At 68.7% G+C, this 16,115-nt stretch carries 10 protein-coding genes; 7 read left to right on the top strand and 3 right to left on the bottom strand.

Features of this window, described 5'->3' with window-relative positions:
• The first annotated feature begins 79 nt into the window (after window positions 1-79).
• The 4 genes from mgtA to BN977_RS06795 are packed head-to-tail and all read left to right on the top strand — an operon-like array spanning window position 80 to window position 6,548.
• The gene (mgtA, locus tag BN977_RS06810; RefSeq protein ID WP_036396821.1) at window positions 80-2,662 is read left to right on the top strand and encodes a magnesium-translocating P-type ATPase; all 2,583 of its coding nucleotides are present in this window, start codon (window positions 80-82) and stop codon (window positions 2,660-2,662) included.
• A gap of 30 nt (window positions 2,663-2,692) precedes the next feature.
• Window positions 2,693-3,409 (top strand): MgtC/SapB family protein, encoded by a 717-nt coding sequence (locus BN977_RS06805; RefSeq protein WP_036396820.1) that lies wholly within the window; start codon window positions 2,693-2,695, stop codon window positions 3,407-3,409.
• Window positions 3,410-3,416: 7 nt separating this feature from the next.
• Entirely contained in the window at window positions 3,417-5,159 is a 1,743-nt protein-coding gene (locus tag BN977_RS06800) for an ABC transporter permease (protein WP_036396819.1), read from the top strand.
• Between the two features lie 24 nt (window positions 5,160-5,183).
• The gene (locus BN977_RS06795; protein WP_051561470.1) at window positions 5,184-6,548 is read left to right on the top strand and encodes an ABC transporter ATP-binding protein; all 1,365 of its coding nucleotides are present in this window, start codon (window positions 5,184-5,186) and stop codon (window positions 6,546-6,548) included.
• Here BN977_RS06795 and BN977_RS06790 read toward each other — a convergent pair.
• The gene (locus BN977_RS06790; RefSeq protein WP_036396818.1) at window positions 6,487-7,311 is read right to left on the bottom strand and encodes an SDR family NAD(P)-dependent oxidoreductase; all 825 of its coding nucleotides are present in this window, start codon (window positions 7,309-7,311) and stop codon (window positions 6,487-6,489) included. The genes BN977_RS06795 and BN977_RS06790 overlap by 62 nt on opposite strands.
• A gap of 106 nt (window positions 7,312-7,417) precedes the next feature.
• Between BN977_RS06790 and BN977_RS06785 the strand changes: the two genes are divergently transcribed.
• On the top strand, window positions 7,418-7,777 hold the full coding sequence (locus tag BN977_RS06785) for a DUF732 domain-containing protein (protein ID WP_036396816.1): 360 nt from the start codon (window positions 7,418-7,420) through the stop codon (window positions 7,775-7,777).
• Between the two features lie 79 nt (window positions 7,778-7,856).
• Here BN977_RS06785 and BN977_RS06780 read toward each other — a convergent pair whose 3' ends face one another.
• A complete protein-coding gene (locus BN977_RS06780; RefSeq protein ID WP_036396815.1) occupies window positions 7,857-11,558 on the bottom strand; it encodes a multifunctional oxoglutarate decarboxylase/oxoglutarate dehydrogenase thiamine pyrophosphate-binding subunit/dihydrolipoyllysine-residue succinyltransferase subunit in 3,702 nt (1,233 codons plus the stop codon).
• 188 nt (window positions 11,559-11,746) lie between these two features.
• Window positions 11,747-12,499, bottom strand: a complete 753-nt coding sequence (locus BN977_RS06775; protein ID WP_036396814.1) for a hypothetical protein — start codon at window positions 12,497-12,499, stop codon at window positions 11,747-11,749.
• 201 nt (window positions 12,500-12,700) lie between these two features.
• On the opposite strand from BN977_RS06775, the gene BN977_RS06770 reads away from it, so the two are divergent.
• Together BN977_RS06770 and BN977_RS06765 are read left to right on the top strand one after the other, a co-directional pair.
• Window positions 12,701-13,936: a multidrug effflux MFS transporter gene (locus BN977_RS06770; RefSeq protein ID WP_109790174.1), complete on the top strand. Its 1,236-nt coding sequence runs from the start codon at window positions 12,701-12,703 to the stop codon at window positions 13,934-13,936.
• A gap of 155 nt (window positions 13,937-14,091) precedes the next feature.
• Window positions 14,092-16,113: an MFS transporter gene (locus tag BN977_RS06765; RefSeq protein WP_234709591.1), complete on the top strand. Its 2,022-nt coding sequence runs from the start codon at window positions 14,092-14,094 to the stop codon at window positions 16,111-16,113.
• Window positions 16,114-16,115 lie beyond the last annotated feature (2 nt).

Genomic DNA, 16,115 nt, shown 5'->3' with positions numbered 1-16,115 from the left:
CCCGGCCGGTGCGGCATGCATGGGGTCGACCTTCGCTGACCACGTCGACCGACGCCTCTGCTGCCGTAAGGACCGGACCATGGCTCACACCTCACTGCCTGAGCTGGCGACGCTGCCCACCTTCCAGGTTTTCCAGCACGTCGGCGGCTCGCCGCGCGGGTTGACCGAAGCCGAGGCCGCCGAACGGCTGCAGCGCTTCGGGGACAACCAGGAGTTCCACCCCGCCGGGGGCGGGCTGGCCGCGAGCACGCTGGCCGCGGTGCGCAGCCCGTTCGTGGCCTTGCTGGCTGCGCTCGCGGTGGTGTTCGTGGTCGTGGGGGACGGCCGCGGTGCCGCGATGGTCGGGATCATCGACGCACTCGCGGTGCTCCTGCGGATCTGGCAGCACACCCGCTCCGCGCGGGCTGCCGGCGAACTACGCAAACTGGTGACGTCGACGGTCACCGTGCGCCGCCGCGCCGACGACACCGCCGATCGGATGGACCGCGAGGTGCCGACCGGCGATCTGGTACCCGGGGATGTCGTGCTCCTGCAGGCCGGCGATGTGGTCGCGGCCGACCTTCGGTTGGTGGCGGCCACGGACCTGATGGTCGACCAGTCGGTGCTCACCGGGGAATCGCTGCCCACCGCCAAGTCCGCCGACGTCGCCCCCGCCGCCACCCCGCGGGCGCTGGCCGACACGCCGTCGCTGTGCTTCTCCGGTTCCACCGTCGTCGCCGGGAAAGCCACGGCGGTGGTGCTCGCGACGGGCCGCCACACCTATTTCGGGTCACTGGCCGCCGGCGCGGTCGCACTGCGACCGACGTCGAGCTTCGATCTCGGTGTCCGCGCCGTCGGCTGGACCCTGATCCGGCTGATGCTCGTGCTGGCCCCGATCGTCTTCGTGGTCAACGGATGTGTCAGCGGGGTCTGGGACCAGGCGGCAATGTTCGGCGTCGCGGTGGCCGTCGGGCTGACGCCGGAGATGTTGCCGGTGATCGTCACCACCAACCTCGCCCGCGGCGCTGCCAAACTCGCCCGCGAGCGCGTTGTGGTCAGCCGGCTCAACGCCATTCAGGATCTGGGCGCCATGGACGTGCTGTGCGTGGACAAGACCGGCACGCTGACCGAGGACCGCATCGTATACGCGCACGGTATCGACGTGACCGGACGCTATGACGATGCCGTCACCGAGCTGGCCTTCCTGGCGGCGTTCTTCCAGGACGCGGTGCACGACCGGATGGACGAGGCCATCCTGGAAATGCTTGCCGAGCAAGGCATGTCGGTGCTGGCTGATGCTGCGTACACGAAGGTGGACGAGATCGGCGCCGACGACGACCGGGGCACTGCCAGTGTGGTCCTGCGCAGACAGCCCGGCGAGCACCTGCTGATCTGCAAGGGCGACCCGAATGCCGTGCTGGCCCTGTGCACCCACGCCCGGCTGAACGGCGTCGACGCCGCGCTCGGGCCGGATCTGCTGGCCGAAGCGACCGACCTGGTCGCGGCCTACCGCAAGCAGGGGATGAGCGTGATGGCGGTCGCGGTCCGCGCCCTGCCGGCCCGGCTGGAGCATTACGGCTACACCGAAGAGCGTGATCTGGTGCTGGCGGGGTTCATAGGTTTCGTGGACCCGATCCGGGCCAGCGCCGCCGGCGCCGTCGCAAACCTGGCCGCCCATGGCGTGCGGGTCAAGATTCTCACCGGCGACAGCCCGGTTGTCGCGCGGCACGTGGCCCGGCTGGTCGGCGTGCCGACCGATCAGGTCGTGCTCGGTGACCAGGTCGACCGGTGCAGCGACCGCCGGCTGCGCACCCTCGTCACCCACGCCGCCGTGTTCACCGGGCTCGCACCGGAACACAAGGTGCGAATCGTGGTTGCTTTGCGCGAAACTGGTTGCGCAGTAGGGTATCTCGGCGATGGCGTCAACGACGTGGTGGCATTGCGCACCGCCGACGCCGGGATCGCCGCGGACACCGCCACCGACGCCGCGAAGGCCGCCGCCGATCTGATCCTGCTTGACAAGGATCTCGGTGTGCTGGCCGACGCTGTCGTCGAAGGTCGGCGCACGCTGGCCAACACGCTCAAATACGTGAAGATCACCGCCGCCTCGAACTTCGGGAACGTGCTCTCGGTGCTGGCGGCCAGCGTCGTGCTGCCGTTCCTGCCGATGCTGCCCATCCAGCTCATGGTGCAGAACCTGCTGTACGACTGCGCACAGCTGGCCCTGCCGTGGGACCGCGTCGACCGGGACTACCTGCGCGCCCCGCGGCGGTGGCAGTCCCGCGGGCTGGCCTCGTTCATGCTCACGTTCGGACCGCTGAGTTCGGCATTCGACCTGATCACCTTCGCCGTGTTGTGGTGGGGCTACGGAGCCGGGAACGTGCCGTCGACCTTCCAGACCGGGTGGTTCATCGAGGGTCTGCTGAGTCAGCTGGCGGTGGTCTTGGTGTTGCGCTCGAGGGTCGCGCCCTGGCGCGGCGAGCGCGTTGCCCCGGTGGTCGTGATCGCCGCACTCGCGGCGGCCGCCATCGGTCTCGCGTTGCCGTACAGCCCGCTCGGTGCGCCACTGCGGCTGACACCCTTACCGCTGCCGTGTGTGCTGTGGCTGCTGCTGATCGTGCTCGGCTATGCCGCGGCAGCGCAGTGCGTCAAGCACTTCCAGCGCAAGCAGGACTGGCTCTAGTTTCACCAACACATTCGAAAGAGAGCGCAGATGACGACTGCGGATATGCTGCTGCGCCTGGCCGCCGGAATGGGCCTGGGTGCACTGATCGGATTCGAACGGCAGTACCGGGCCAGGATGGCCGGACTGCGCACCAACGCCCTGGTGTCGGCAGGGGCGACACTGTTCGTGTTGCTTTCGGCACACGGTTTCGCGGGCGCCACCGCCGACCCGACGCGCGTGGCGGCACAGATCGTCTCCGGCATCGGATTTCTCGGCGGCGGGGTGATCCTGCGTGAGGGCCTTTCCGTGCGGGGTCTCAATACCGCGGCCACGCTGTGGTGTTCGGCCGCGGTGGGCGCACTGGCCGGTGCGGGCATGTTCCCGGCGGCCGCCGCCGGCGCGGTCGCGGTGATCGTCATCCATGTGGTGATGCGCCCGATTGGCATGTTCGTCGACCGGCGGCCCGACACCACCGCCGACGCGCCTACGACCTATACGTTCCACGCCCTCGGCGCCGAAGCGGCCGAGGCGCATATTCGGGCTGTGCTGGTGGACGCGTTGTCCCGCACCGACTTGGCGCTGCAGTCGGTGGAGAGCACACACACCAACACCGGCGGCCAGGTGCAGGTGTGCGCGGCGGTCACCGCTGCCGAACGGGATGACAAGGCCATGGAGACCGCGATCAGCCGACTGTCCATCGAACCGGCCGTGACCAGCGTGCGCTGGCAGGTCGACCGATCGGCCGCGGCCGCTACCCGGGAGTGAGACGGCGATGACCATCTTTCGTACCTATCCCACCGAAGGTGTGCTCACTCGCCCGGCGCGCCGGATCGGTTACGACGTCGCGGTTTTCGCCGGCGCGGCCGCCCTGCTGTGGGTGGTGATCGCACTGGTCCGGCGCACCGACGTGCCATGGACCGTGGAGACCGCCGCCCCTGCGGTGTCCACCGACCCGGGCGAGTTGCCCTACTATGCGGGGCGTTCGCTGCTGCGAATGTTTGTGGCGCTGGGCTTTTCGCTGATCTTCACCTTCGTCTACGCCACGATCGCGGCACGGTCCCGCCGGGCCGAGAAGGTGCTGATCCCGTTACTGGACATCCTGCAATCGGTGCCGATTCTGGGGTTCCTGTCGGTGACCATCACCGGGTTCATCGCCCTGTTCCCGGGCTCGGAGCTGGGACTGGAGTGCGCCTCCATCTTCGCGATCTTCACCTCGCAGGCATGGAATATGACCTTCGCCTTCTACTCGTCGCTGGTGTCGCAGGCACGCGACCTGGACGAGGCGTCGCGATTGCTGAGACTGTCACGCTGGCAACGGTTCTGGCGAGTCGATCTGCCCAGCGGGATGATCCCGCTGGTATGGAACGGCATGATGAGTTTCGGCGGCGGCTGGTTCTTCCTCACCGCCTCGGAGGCCTTGAGCGTGAACAACCACAACTTCGCCCTTCCCGGCGTCGGTGCCTACGTGGCCGCCGCCGGCGACGCCGGTGACCTCGACAAGGTACTGCTGGCCGTCGGCGTGATGATCCTCATGGTGGTGGGGGTGAACCTGCTGTTCTGGCGACCGTTGACCGCGTGGGCCGAACGCTTCCGGCTGGAGGACTCCGGCGCTGTCCAGGCGCCGCGCAGCCTGACACTGGAGTTGTTGCGCCGCTCCAGCGTTCCCCACAGCCTCGGCGGTTTCGCCGGTCGGCTGGTGTACCCGCTGGACCGGGCGATGGCGGTGTTCGGCCGCGCCGAGCGGCCGCTACGCGACTCGGCGGCGCGTACCCGGGCCGGGGACTGGGTGTTCGGTGTGGTGGTCGGTGCGCTCGTCGGCTACGGAGCGCTGCGGGCCGTGGCCTACATCGGGACGACGATCGGATTCGGCGAGATCGGCCATGCGCTGCTGCTCGGGCTGGCCACCTTCGCGCGCGTGGTGGTGCTCATCGTCGTCGCCACGGTGGTGTGGGTACCGGTGGGGGTGTGGATCGGCCTGAGCCCCAACGTCTCTCGGTTGGCCCAACCTGTCGTGCAGATATTGGCGTCGTTCCCGGCCAACTTCCTCTTCCCGATCTTCACCGCCGCGTTGCTGGCCACCGGGATCGGCCTCGACATCGGCGGCATCCTGCTGATGGCGTTGGGTGCCCAGTGGTACATCCTGTTCAACGTCATCGCCGGGGCCAGCGCCATCCCGAATGACCTGCGGGAGGCGGCCACCAACCTGCGCCTGCCGCCGATGTTGCGGTGGCGCAAACTGATCGCCCCGGCCATCTTCTCCAGCTATGTCACCGGCGGCATCACCGCCGCCGGTGGGGCGTGGAACGCCTCGATCGTCGCCGAAGTGGTCAGCTATCACGGCACGACGCTGACCGCCACAGGTCTGGGCGCCTACATCCGGGACGCGACCGCCGACGGCGACGCGGGCAGGATCCTGGTTGGCGTCATCGTGATGAGTGTCTACGTGGTGGCGATGAACCGGCTGCTCTGGCGCCGGTTGTACGCGATCGCCCAGCGACGTTACTCCCTTGCCTGACAACGAATTCGAATGGAGAACACGATGACGAAGAGCAACGCTGACGTGTTGGTCGCTGTCGAGGACGTGACCAAGACCTTCACCGGTGCGGCCGGTGACCCACTCCTGGTCTTGGACGGCATCTCCCTTGCGCTGCGGGCCGGTGAGATCGTGGCCCTGCTGGGGCGCTCGGGATCGGGCAAGTCGACGCTGCTGCGGATGATTGCGGGCCTCATCGGGCCGTCCGCCGGCACCGTGCGGTATCGCGGCACCGAGCTCAACGGCGCGAACCCCGGCACGGCGATGGTGTTCCAGACGTTCGCGCTGATGCCGTGGCTCACCGTGCAGGACAACGTCGAACTCGGCCTGGCGGCCCGCGGCGTGCCGCCCGCGCAGCGACGCGAACGTGCACTGAAGGCGATCGACGCGATCGGCCTGGACGGCTTCGAATCGGCTTATCCGAAGGAGCTTTCCGGTGGGATGCGGCAGCGGGTGGGATTCGCCCGCGCCTTGGTGCTCGAGCCGGATGTGCTGCTGATGGATGAGCCGTTCTCGGCGTTGGACGTGCTGACCGCCGAGAACCTGCGCACCGAGCTGATGGGCCTGTGGGCGGGTGCCGACTTCCCGACCCGGGCCATCTGCCTGGTCACCCATAACATCGAGGAAGCGGTGCTGCTGGCCGACCGTGTGGTCGTGCTCGGCGCCAACCCCGGCCGTGTCCGCGCCGAGGTGCGCATCGACCTGCCCCGGCCACGTGCGCGGCGCTCGGCGGCCTTCGCCGCCGTCGTGGACTCGCTCTACGAACTGCTGACCGGCGCCGAGCCGGGTGTCACCCGGCAGGCACCCGCGCAGGCCACGCCGACCGGCAGCCCGCTGCCCGACGCGACCGTCGGCGGGCTGGCCGGCTTGGTGGAGATCGTGCATGCCACGGGCGGGCGGGCCGATCTGCCGGATATCGCCACCGAACTCAGTTTCGAGATCGACGATCTGCTACCGCTCGTCGACGCGGCGGCGCTGCTCGGTCTGCTCACCGTCGACCGCCGTGACCTCGAGCTGACGACGGTGGGCACCCAGTTCACCACCGCGGACATTCAGCGCAGCAAGCAGATTTTCGCCGAGCAGGCGCGCACCCGTGCCCCGCTGGTGCGCACGATCTGCACGGCGCTTCAGTCCAGTACCGACGGCAACCTGCGCGCCGGCTTCTTCTTGGACCTGCTGCGCCGCGGGTTTGGTCCGGACGATGCCCAGCGGCAGCTCGACATCGCCATCGACTGGGGGCGTTACGCCGAGTTGTACGACTACGACACCGATTCGGACCAGATCTCCGCCGACCCGGGTGCCGGAAACGTCAGTGCGGCATCATCTTCCCGATCACACCGGAGAACAGCCGCTGGTAGCCCGATCCGGTGAGCCGGACCAGGACGTCCAGCACTTTGGCGTCCGCGCCCACCAGCACGCGGGCCTGGTTCTTGCGGACGGCTTCCAGGATGATCCTGGCGGCCTTCTCGGGGGTGGTCTTGGCCAGCTTCTTGTCGAACATCTTGGCCATCTGCTCGGCGTCCAGGCCGTCGGCGGCGCCGGCGTTGCGGGCGATGGCGGTCTTGATGCCACCGGGGTGCACGGCGGTGACCTTCACCGGGCGCTTGGCCAGCACCATCTCCTGGCGCAGCGCCTCGGTGAAACCGCGGACGGCGAACTTCGCCGAGTTGTACGCCGCCTGACCGGGCACCGAGAAGATGCCGAACAGGCTGGACACGTTGATCACGTGGCCGTCGCCGGACTCGATGAGGTGCGGCAGGAACGCCTTGGTGCCGTTGACGACGCCCCAGAAGTCGACGTCCATCACGCGTTCGATGTCCTTGTAGGAGCTGACCTCGACGTCACCGGTGAAGGCGATGCCCGCGTTGTTGTAGATCTGGTTGACCTTGCCGAAGTGTTCCTTGACGGCGGTCGCGTACAGCTCGAAGGCCTCGCGCTCGGTGACGTCGAGCCGGTCGGCCTTCACGGGGGCACCGATCGCCTTCAGCCGCTCCTCGGTGACGGCCAGACCCTCCAGGTCCACGTCGCTGATGGCCAGCTTGGCGCCCGAGCGACCCAGCTCGACGGCCAGTGCCTGCCCGATACCCGACCCGGCACCGGTGACGACGGCGACCTTTCCGGCAAAGCCCTCCATGGACACTCCCTCGCATTGGCGGTTCGACTCGCGTCGAGCTTAGCCCGACGCGACGGTACCGCCGGTACGGGGTAACGCTTGCGCGCCCGGCACCGATAACCCGGTCATGAATCGAACCCGGATCGCCGTCCTGGCGGCAGCCATGGCTGCCGGCTCCATCCTCCTGGCCACCCCGGCGCAGGCCGATCCCGGCACCGACCTGTTCACCACCGCGCTGGGCGCGGCCGGCTTCGGCGATATCGATCCGGGCACCGCGGTGGACGTCGGCCAGTCGGTGTGCCCCATGCTCGCCGAACCCGGCCAGCAGGTCGCCGACGCGGCCGCTCATGTCGCGGATACGCTGGGCAAGCCGCTCGGCCCGGCCACCATGTTCACCGGCCTGGCGATCCAGGCCTTCTGCCCGGGCGCGGTCGCGTCGCTGGCCAACGGCGACTCGCCGCTGCCGTTCCCGCTGCCGGGGTTCTGACGCAGCTCTGACCGCGTTTGTGCGGTCTCATCCGCGCGGACCGGTGTGTCCGGGATGAAACCGCACAAACGCGGCGATGCTACGGCGCGAACGCCTCGTCGATGATCTCCTGCTGCTCGACGGCGTGCACCTTCGACGACCCCGACGACGGCGCGCTCATGGCCCGCCGCGAGATCCGCTTGATCCCGGTCAGCTTCTCCGGCAGCAGCTCGGGCAGCGACAGCCCGAAGGTCGGCCAGGCACCCTGGTTGGCCGGCTCCTCCTGCACCCAGAAGTACTGGGTGACATTCGGGTACTGGTCCAGCGTCGCGTTCAGGCGGCGCCTGGGCAGCGGGTACAGCTGCTCGATGCGCACGATCGCGATGTCGTCGCGCTGCTCCTTGGCCTTGCGGGCCACCAGCTCGTAGTAGATCTTGCCGCTGGTCAGCAGCACCCGGGTGACCTTGCTGCGGTCGCCGATACCGTCCTCGTAGGTCGGTTCCTCCAGCACCGAGCGGAACTTGATCTCGGTGAAGTCCTTCACATCGCTGACCGCGGCCTTGTTGCGCAGCATCGACTTCGGGGTGAACACGATCAGCGGACGGTGGATGCCGTCGAGGGCGTGCCGGCGCAGCAGGTGGAAGTAGTTGGCCGGGGTGGACGGCTGGGCCACCGTCATCGACCCCTCCGCGCACACCTGCAAGAACCGCTCGATCCGGCCCGAGGTGTGGTCGGGGCCCTGACCCTCGTGCCCGTGCGGCAGCAGCAGCACGACATCGGAGAGCTGGCCCCACTTGGCCTCGCCGGAGGAGATGAACTCGTCGATGATCGACTGCGCGCCGTTGACGAAGTCACCGAACTGGGCTTCCCACAACACGACTGCGTCGGGGTCGCCCACCGAGTAGCCGTATTCGAAACCGACGGCGGCGAATTCGGACAGCGCGGAGTTGTAGACCAGGAACTTGCCGCCGGTCGGGTTCCCGTCGGCGTCGACGGTGAGCAGGTCCAGCGGGGTGAACTCGGCGCCGGTCTTGCGGTCCACGATCACCGCGTGCCGCTGGGTGAAGGTGCCGCGCTGCACGTCCTGACCGGTGAGGCGCACCGTCTTGCCTTCGGCGACAAGGGTTCCCAGCGCCAGCAGTTCGGCGAACGCCCAGTCGATCTTGCCCTCGTAGGCCATCTCGCGCCGCTTGTCGAGCACCGGCTGCACGCGCGGGTGCACGTTGAAGCCGTCCGGCGCGGCCAGGTGGGCGTCGCCGATCCGGGCCAGCAGCGACTTGTCGACGGCGGTGTTCACGCCCTTCGGGGCGAGCTGGTCGGCCTCCACCGACTCGCTCGGCTCGATGGTGTGCTTCTCCAGTTCACGGACCTCGTTAAACACCCGCTCCAGCTGGCCCTGGTAGTCGCGCAGCGCGTCCTCGGCCTCCTTGATGGAGATGTCGCCGCGGCCGATCAGGGCTTCGGTGTAGGTCTTGCGGACACCGCGCTTGTGGTCGATCACGTCGTACATGCCGGGCTGCGTCATCGACGGGTCGTCACCCTCGTTGTGCCCGCGGCGGCGGTAGCACAGCATGTCGATGATGACGTCCTTCTTGAACTTCTGCCGGAAGTCCATGGCCAGCCGGGCCACCCACACGCAGGCTTCCGGGTCGTCGCCGTTGACGTGGAAGATGGGCGCTCCCACCATCTTTGCGACGTCGGTGCAGTACTCGCTGGACCGCGAGTCCTGCGGTGAGGTGGTGAAGCCGATCTGGTTGTTGACGATGATGTGGATGGTGCCGCCGGTGCGGTAGCCGCGCAGCAGCGCCAGGTTCAGCGTCTCGGCCACCACGCCCTGGCCGGCGAACGCGGCGTCGCCGTGCAGCATCATCGGCACGACGGTGAACCCGTCGGCCCCGTCACCCTTGTCCAGCAGGTCCTGCTTGGCGCGGACCAGCCCCTCCAGTACCGGGTCGACGGCTTCGAGGTGGCTGGGGTTGGCCACCAGCGAGACCTCGATGTCGTTGTCGCCGAACATCTGGATGTAGGTGCCGGTGGCGCCGAGGTGGTACTTGACGTCACCGGAGCCGTGCGCCTGCGACGGGTTCAGGTTGCCCTCGAACTCGCTGAAGATCTGGCCGTAGGGCTTGCCGACGATGTTGGCCAGCACGTTGAGCCGGCCGCGGTGCGGCATGCCGATGACGACCTCGTCGAGGCCGTGCTCGGCGGCCTGGTCGATGGCGGCGTCCATCATCGGGATGACGGTCTCCGCACCTTCCAGCGAAAAGCGCTTCTGGCCAACGTATTTGGTCTGCAGGAAGGTTTCGAAGGCCTCGGCGGCGTTGAGGCGGGACAGGATGTACTTCTGCTCGGCGACCGTCGGCTTCTCGTGCCTGACCTCGACGCGCTCCTGCAGCCACTTCTGCTGCTCGGGCTCCAGGATGTGGGTGTACTCGACGCCGACGTGGCGGCAGTAGGCGTCGCGCAGCACCGAGAGCACATCGCGCAGCTTCTTGTACTCCTTGCCGGCGAAGCCGTCGACCTTGAACTCGCGGTCCAGGTCCCACAGCGTCAGCCCGTGGGTGAGCACGTCCAGGTCGGGGTGGCTGCGGAACCGGGTCTTGTCCAGCCGCAGCGGGTCGATGTCGGCCATCAGATGGCCGCGGTTGCGGTAGGCGGCGATCAACTCGATGATGCGGGCGTTCTTGTGCGCGATCGAATCCGGGTTGTCGATGCGCCAGCGCACCGGCTCGTACGGGATGCCCAGCTCGCGGAAGATCTCGTCGAAGAAGTCGTCGTCGAGCAGCAGCTGGTGGATGGTGCGCAGGAAGTCGCCGGATTCCGCCCCCTGGATGATGCGGTGGTCATAGGTCGACGTCAGGGTGATGAGCTTGCCGATACCCAGCTCGGCGATGCGCTCCTCGCTGGCGCCCTGGAACTCCGCGGGGTATTCCATGGCGCCGGCGCCGATGATCGCGCCCTGGCCGCGCATCAGCCGCGGCACCGAGTGCACGGTGCCGATGGTGCCGGGGTTGGTCAGCGAGATGGTCACCCCGGAGAAATCCTCGGCGGTCAGCTTGCCGTCGCGGGCACGCCGCACGATGTCCTCGTATGCGGCGATGAACTGACCGAATTGCATTGTCTCGCAACGCTTGATCGCGGCCACGACGAGCTGGCGCGCACCGTCCTTGCCCTGCAGGTCGATGGCCAGGCCGAGGTTGGTGTGCGCCGGGGTGACGGCGGTCGGCTTGCCGTCCACCTCGGCGAAGTGCCGGTTCATGTTGGGGAACTTCTTGACCGCCTGCACGATCGCGTAGCCCAGCAGGTGGGTGAAGCTGATCTTGCCGCCGCGGGTGCGCTTGAGGTGGTTGTTGATGACGACCCGGTTGTCGATCATCAGCTTGGCCGGGATGGCCCGCACGCTGGTGGCGGTGGGCACCTCCAGCGAGGCATTCATGTTCTTCACCACGGCCGCCGCGGCGCCGCGCAGCACCGAGGTCTCGGCGTCATCCGCGGGCTTGGGGGCGGGTGCGGCCTTGGCGGGGGCCTTCTCAGGAGCGGACGCGGCGGCCTTGGGCGGGGCGGCGGGAGAAGCCTGGGCTGGAGTGGGGGCGGGTGTCGCCGGGGGAGCGGGGGCCGGGGTGGCGGGCGCGGCCGGGGCGGCACCATTGGTGGCGGCCGCTTCGGTCACCGGTTCCGGTGAGTAGTCGACGAGGAATTCGTGCCAGCTGGGATCTACCGACGAGGGATCTTCGCGGAACTTGCGATACATCTCCTCGACCAGCCACTCGTTTTGTCCGAAGGGGGATGGGGAACTGGTCACGGCAGTTCTTCGCCTCGATTCCATCTGTCACGGCGGGCGTATGTGATGAGCCCACCACGTGTGTGCGGTTACCCGCGCTCGGCCGCCTTAAAGGCTAACCCTTCCGATTGCGGCCAGACCACGGCATACCTGTCGGATTTGTCACCGAACGCGCAGCTGACATGACCGGCCTTATGTCCGGTTGTCAGTCAGTCGCGCGGTGCGGGCAGCACCAGCAACGACGACGGCCACCGGGGCGGCGGGTTGCCGAACGCCTTGCGGGCATTGCCCACGATCTTCTTGCCCATCAACCGGTTGCCCACCCCGCCGACGACGGCGCCGATGCCGACCGGCAACAGCTTCCCGAAGGCGATGGCCCCGCGCTTGAGGGTGTACTTCTTCACGAAGAACCGCAGCAGCCTGCTGTTCAGTTGGGACACGGCCGGCAGCGGCAGCGTTGCGGCGCCATCGGACAGCCACGCCCCGCTGGTGCGCCCGGTGCCCAGCAGATCGGCTACCGCGTGCTTACCGTCGTCGCCGACGAGCACGGCCAGCACCAGTGCGCGGCGCCGTTCCCGGTGATCGGCCGGAATGCCGTGCACTTCGGCGACCGCCAGCACGAACATGGCCGTGGCCTCCAGGAACACCACGGTCTCCCCGGCCACCGCCGACATCGCGGCCAGCGTGCCGATGCCCGGGAAGGCGGCCGCCGATCCGACCGCCGCGCCGCTGGCCATCACCGCGGCCAGATAGTGCTTCTCCAGGCTGGCGACGATCTCGGCCGGCGTGGCGTCCGGCTTCTTGTCCCGCAACCGGCGGACGTAGGCCGTCACGGCCGGCGCCTGCAGGCGGGTGCTGCGCTCCAAGAGTTGGGACAGCGCCTTGGCGGCCGCGCTGGGATCCTCGTCGACACCGTCGCGGGTGGCCGGAAGCCGACTCGTGGTGTTGGACCGAGCGTTCATCGCTGTGTCTCCCCTGTGCAATCCCCGAGCCCTGTAGACCAACAAGGCTAACCCTCATACAACGATCGGCCGGGGAGGTCCGGTGCCCGGCCGTGACAGCAGTCACTGCCAACGGCCGTGTGACGGCAGTCACTGTTCGCCCTGCGTGGAAGAAAAAACCGGCGTGCAACGCTGCCTCTGACCGTGGCAACATCCGTGAGCGTGCAAGCAACCCAGACCCCCAGCCGCCTCCGGATCATCACGGTGCTGGGGCTGCTGATCGCACTGGGCCCGCTCACCATCGACATGTATCTGCCCGCGCTGCCGCGGATCGCTGGGGACCTGTCGGTGTCGTCCTCGGTGGTGCAGCTGACGCTGACCGGCACGCTGGCCGGTCTGGCCGTGGGCCAGCTGGTGGTCGGCTCGTTGTCCGATTCGCTGGGCCGCCGGCGGCCCCTGATGGCCGGGATCGTGCTGCACATGGTGGCGTCCCTGATCTGCCTGTTCGCGCCGAACATCGCGGTGCTCGGGTTGGGTCGCGGGCTGCAGGGCTTCGGTGCGGCCGCGGCGTCGGTCGTCGCGGTCGCCGTGGTCGGCGACCTCTACACCGGGACGCCGGCCGCCACGGTGATGTCCCGGTTGATGCTGGTGCTCGGCGTCGCCCCGGTGATCGCGCCGTCGCTCGGTGCGGCCGTCCTGCTCAAGGCGTCCTGGCATTGGGTGTTCGCCGCGCTGGTGGTGCTGGCCGGTGGGCTGCTGTTGTTGGCGGTACTGGCCCTGCCGGAGACGCTGCCCGTCTCGCACCGTCGTCCACTGCACCTCCGCAACATCATCGGCACCTACGGCGAGCTGCTGCGCGACGCGCGGTTCGTCATCCTGGTGCTGGTCGCGGCGCTCGGCATGGCTGGACTGTTCGCGTACATCGCCGCCGCGCCGTTCGTGTTGCAGGGGCGGTTCGGACTGGATCAGCAGACCTTCGCGCTGGTGTTCGCCGCCGGGGCGGTCGCCCTGATCGGTGCGACTCAGACCAACGTGCTGCTGCTCAAGCGGTTCAGCCCGCAGGCCATCACGGTGTGGTCGCTGGCCGCTTCCGCGGTCAGCGCGGCGGTGTTCGTCGCGCTCGCCCTGGGCCATGTCGGCGGTCTGTGGGGATTCCTGGTGCCGGTATGGGTGATCCTGGCGGCGATGGGTCTGGTCATCCCGAACGCGCCGGCGGTGGCGTTGTCCCGGCACTCCGACGCGGCCGGGACGGCGGCCGCCCTGCTCGGTGCGGCGCAGTTCGGCCTGGGTGCCGCGGTGGCGCCACTGGTCGGTGTGCTCGGCAACAACGAGTTCGCGTTGGCGCTGGTGATGGTCGTCGGATCCAGCATCGCGTTGTTCGCCCTGCTCGCGGTCGGATCGTCGGCGACCGAGGCACGGGACGCGCCGGCCGGCGAGCCCGTCTGCGACGCAGCGTAAGTTGTCGGGATGGCGGCGGGTCCGTAGCGTCCGTCGCGTCGCCCCTTCCGATTTCCGAGTAGATGCCCGCAGACCAGACTGATCGACGCGCGCCCGCGGCCGCCCGCCTGACCGGGACGGCCCGGCAAGCCAACCCCTGGCATGCGCTCTGGGCGATGCTGGTCGGGTTCTTCATGATCCTGGTCGACTCGACGATCGTCGCCGTCGCCAACAAGCGGATCATGGAGGCGCTGGCCACCGACTACGACGGTGTCATCTGGGTGACCAGTGCCTACCTGCTCGCCTATGCGGTGCCGCTGCTGGTGGCCGGCCGGCTCGGCGACCGGTTCGGGCCGAAGAACCTCTACCTGCTCGGCCTGACGGTGTTCACCATCGCCTCGTTGTGGTGTGGGCTGTCCGGGTCGATCCAGATGCTGATCGCCGCGCGGGTGGTGCAGGGCGTCGGGGCGGCGCTGCTGACGCCGCAGACCCTGTCCACCATCACCCGCATCTTCCCGCCGGAGCGGCGCGGCGTGGCGATGAGCGTGTGGGGCGCCACCGCCGGCGTCGCCACCCTCGTCGGACCGCTCGCCGGTGGTGTCCTGGTCGACGGGCTGGGCTGGCAGTGGATCTTCTTCGTCAACGTCCCGATCGGGCTTATCGGCCTGGCGCTGGCGGTCTGGCTGGTCCCGGTGCTGCCCACCGAGAAGCACAGCTTCGACCTGCTCGGGGTGGCGCTGTCCGGGATCGCGATGTTGCTGATCGTCTTCGGCTTGCAGGAGGGCCAGTCGCACGACTGGGCGCCGTGGATCTGGGCGACCATCGTCGCCGGCGTCGGGTTCATGGTCGCGTTCGTGTACTGGCAATCGGTCAACCCTCGGGAACCGCTGATCCCGCTGCGCATCTTCGCCGATCGGGATTTCACGCTGTCGAATGTCGGGATCGCCGTCATCGGTTTCGTCGTGACCGCGATGATCCTGCCGGTCATGTTCTACGCGCCCGCGGTGTGCGGGCTGTCCTACACACGGTCGGCGCTGCTGACCGCGCCGATGGCCGTTGCGTCGGGGGTGCTGGCGCCGTTCGTCGGTCGCATCGTCGACCGGGCGCATCCGGCGCCGATCATCGGTTTCGGGTTCTCGGCCATCGCGGTCGGGCTGACCTGGCTGTCGGTCGAGATGACACCGACGACGCCCATCTGGCGGCTGCTGTTGCCGCTGACGGTGATGGGTGTCGGGATGGCGTTCATCTGGTCGCCGCTGGCCGCGACGGCCACCCGTAATCTGCCGCCGCACCTGGCCGGCGCCGGGTCCGGGGTGTACAACACCACCCGGCAGGTGGGCTCGGTGCTCGGCAGCGCCAGCATGGCCGCGTTCATGACGTCCCGGATCAGCGCCGAACTGCCCGCGCGGCCCAGCGCCGGCGCCCCCGCGGAGGGGCAGGCCACCGTTCTGCCGGAGTTCCTGCGCGAACCGTTCTCGGCGGCCCTGTCCCAATCGCTGTTGCTGCCGGCTTTCGTCGCGTTGTTCGGTGTGGTGGCCGCGTTGTTCCTGCGTGGCTTCGGCGCGACGACGCCCAGGTTGGTCACCGGGTTGCCCGCGCCCCGGCTGCCGGCGGCCGACCAGCACTCCGTCGATGAGCATTGGCAGGACGACGACGATTACATCGAGTACACCGTGGACTGGTCGCCGGGCCATGATTCCCCGCCGCTTCGCTCGCCGGGTCTTGATTCCCCGTCGCTTCGCTCGCCGGGGGCCCAGGACCCGCCCACCGACCTGCTGCCGGCCGTCGATCACACCCCGCCCGACGAGTCGCACACCGAGCCGCTGTACGCCCACGTCGAGCACCCCCTGCACGCGCCGGCCGACACCTGGCACGCCGGACCCGTCGACACCTGGCAGCATCTGGGACCCGAACCAGAACCCGAACCAGAACCCGAACCCGAACCTGAACCCGAGCCCCGGCCCATCCCGGCACCGCCCCGGCCCATGCCCGATCCGCCCCGGGCCTGGCGCAGCATCCTCGACGATCTGCTCGCGGAGCCACCTGCCGATCAGATCGGTCACGCCCACAACGGTTTTCACACCGATCAGAACGGCTGGTTCCAGCCGCTGCAACCGCCCACCGATCAGGACGACGATGAGGAGCCCGGCGGCAGGCACTCCCGACCCAGCCGCGGCAGGCACTCCCGCGACGACTGACG

This window comes from Mycolicibacterium cosmeticum (assembly GCF_000613185.1).
GTDB lineage: Bacteria > Actinomycetota > Actinomycetes > Mycobacteriales > Mycobacteriaceae > Mycobacterium > Mycobacterium cosmeticum.
Note: the sequence above shows the minus strand (reverse complement) of the source record. Positions and strands in the feature narration are given on the sequence as shown.

Coding starts and splice junctions, on each gene's coding strand:
- BN977_RS06795 (WP_051561470.1), top strand. CDS start 5,184: ATGACGAAGAGCAACGCTGACGTGTTGGTCGCTGTCGAGGACGTGACC.
- BN977_RS06775 (WP_036396814.1), bottom strand. CDS start 12,499: ATGAACGCTCGGTCCAACACCACGAGTCGGCTTCCGGCCACCCGCGAC.
- BN977_RS06800 (WP_036396819.1), top strand. CDS start 3,417: ATGACCATCTTTCGTACCTATCCCACCGAAGGTGTGCTCACTCGCCCG.
- BN977_RS06785 (WP_036396816.1), top strand. CDS start 7,418: ATGAATCGAACCCGGATCGCCGTCCTGGCGGCAGCCATGGCTGCCGGC.
- mgtA (WP_036396821.1), top strand. CDS start 80: ATGGCTCACACCTCACTGCCTGAGCTGGCGACGCTGCCCACCTTCCAG.
- BN977_RS06765 (WP_234709591.1), top strand. CDS start 14,092: ATGCTGGTCGGGTTCTTCATGATCCTGGTCGACTCGACGATCGTCGCC.
- BN977_RS06805 (WP_036396820.1), top strand. CDS start 2,693: ATGACGACTGCGGATATGCTGCTGCGCCTGGCCGCCGGAATGGGCCTG.
- BN977_RS06790 (WP_036396818.1), bottom strand. CDS start 7,311: ATGGAGGGCTTTGCCGGAAAGGTCGCCGTCGTCACCGGTGCCGGGTCG.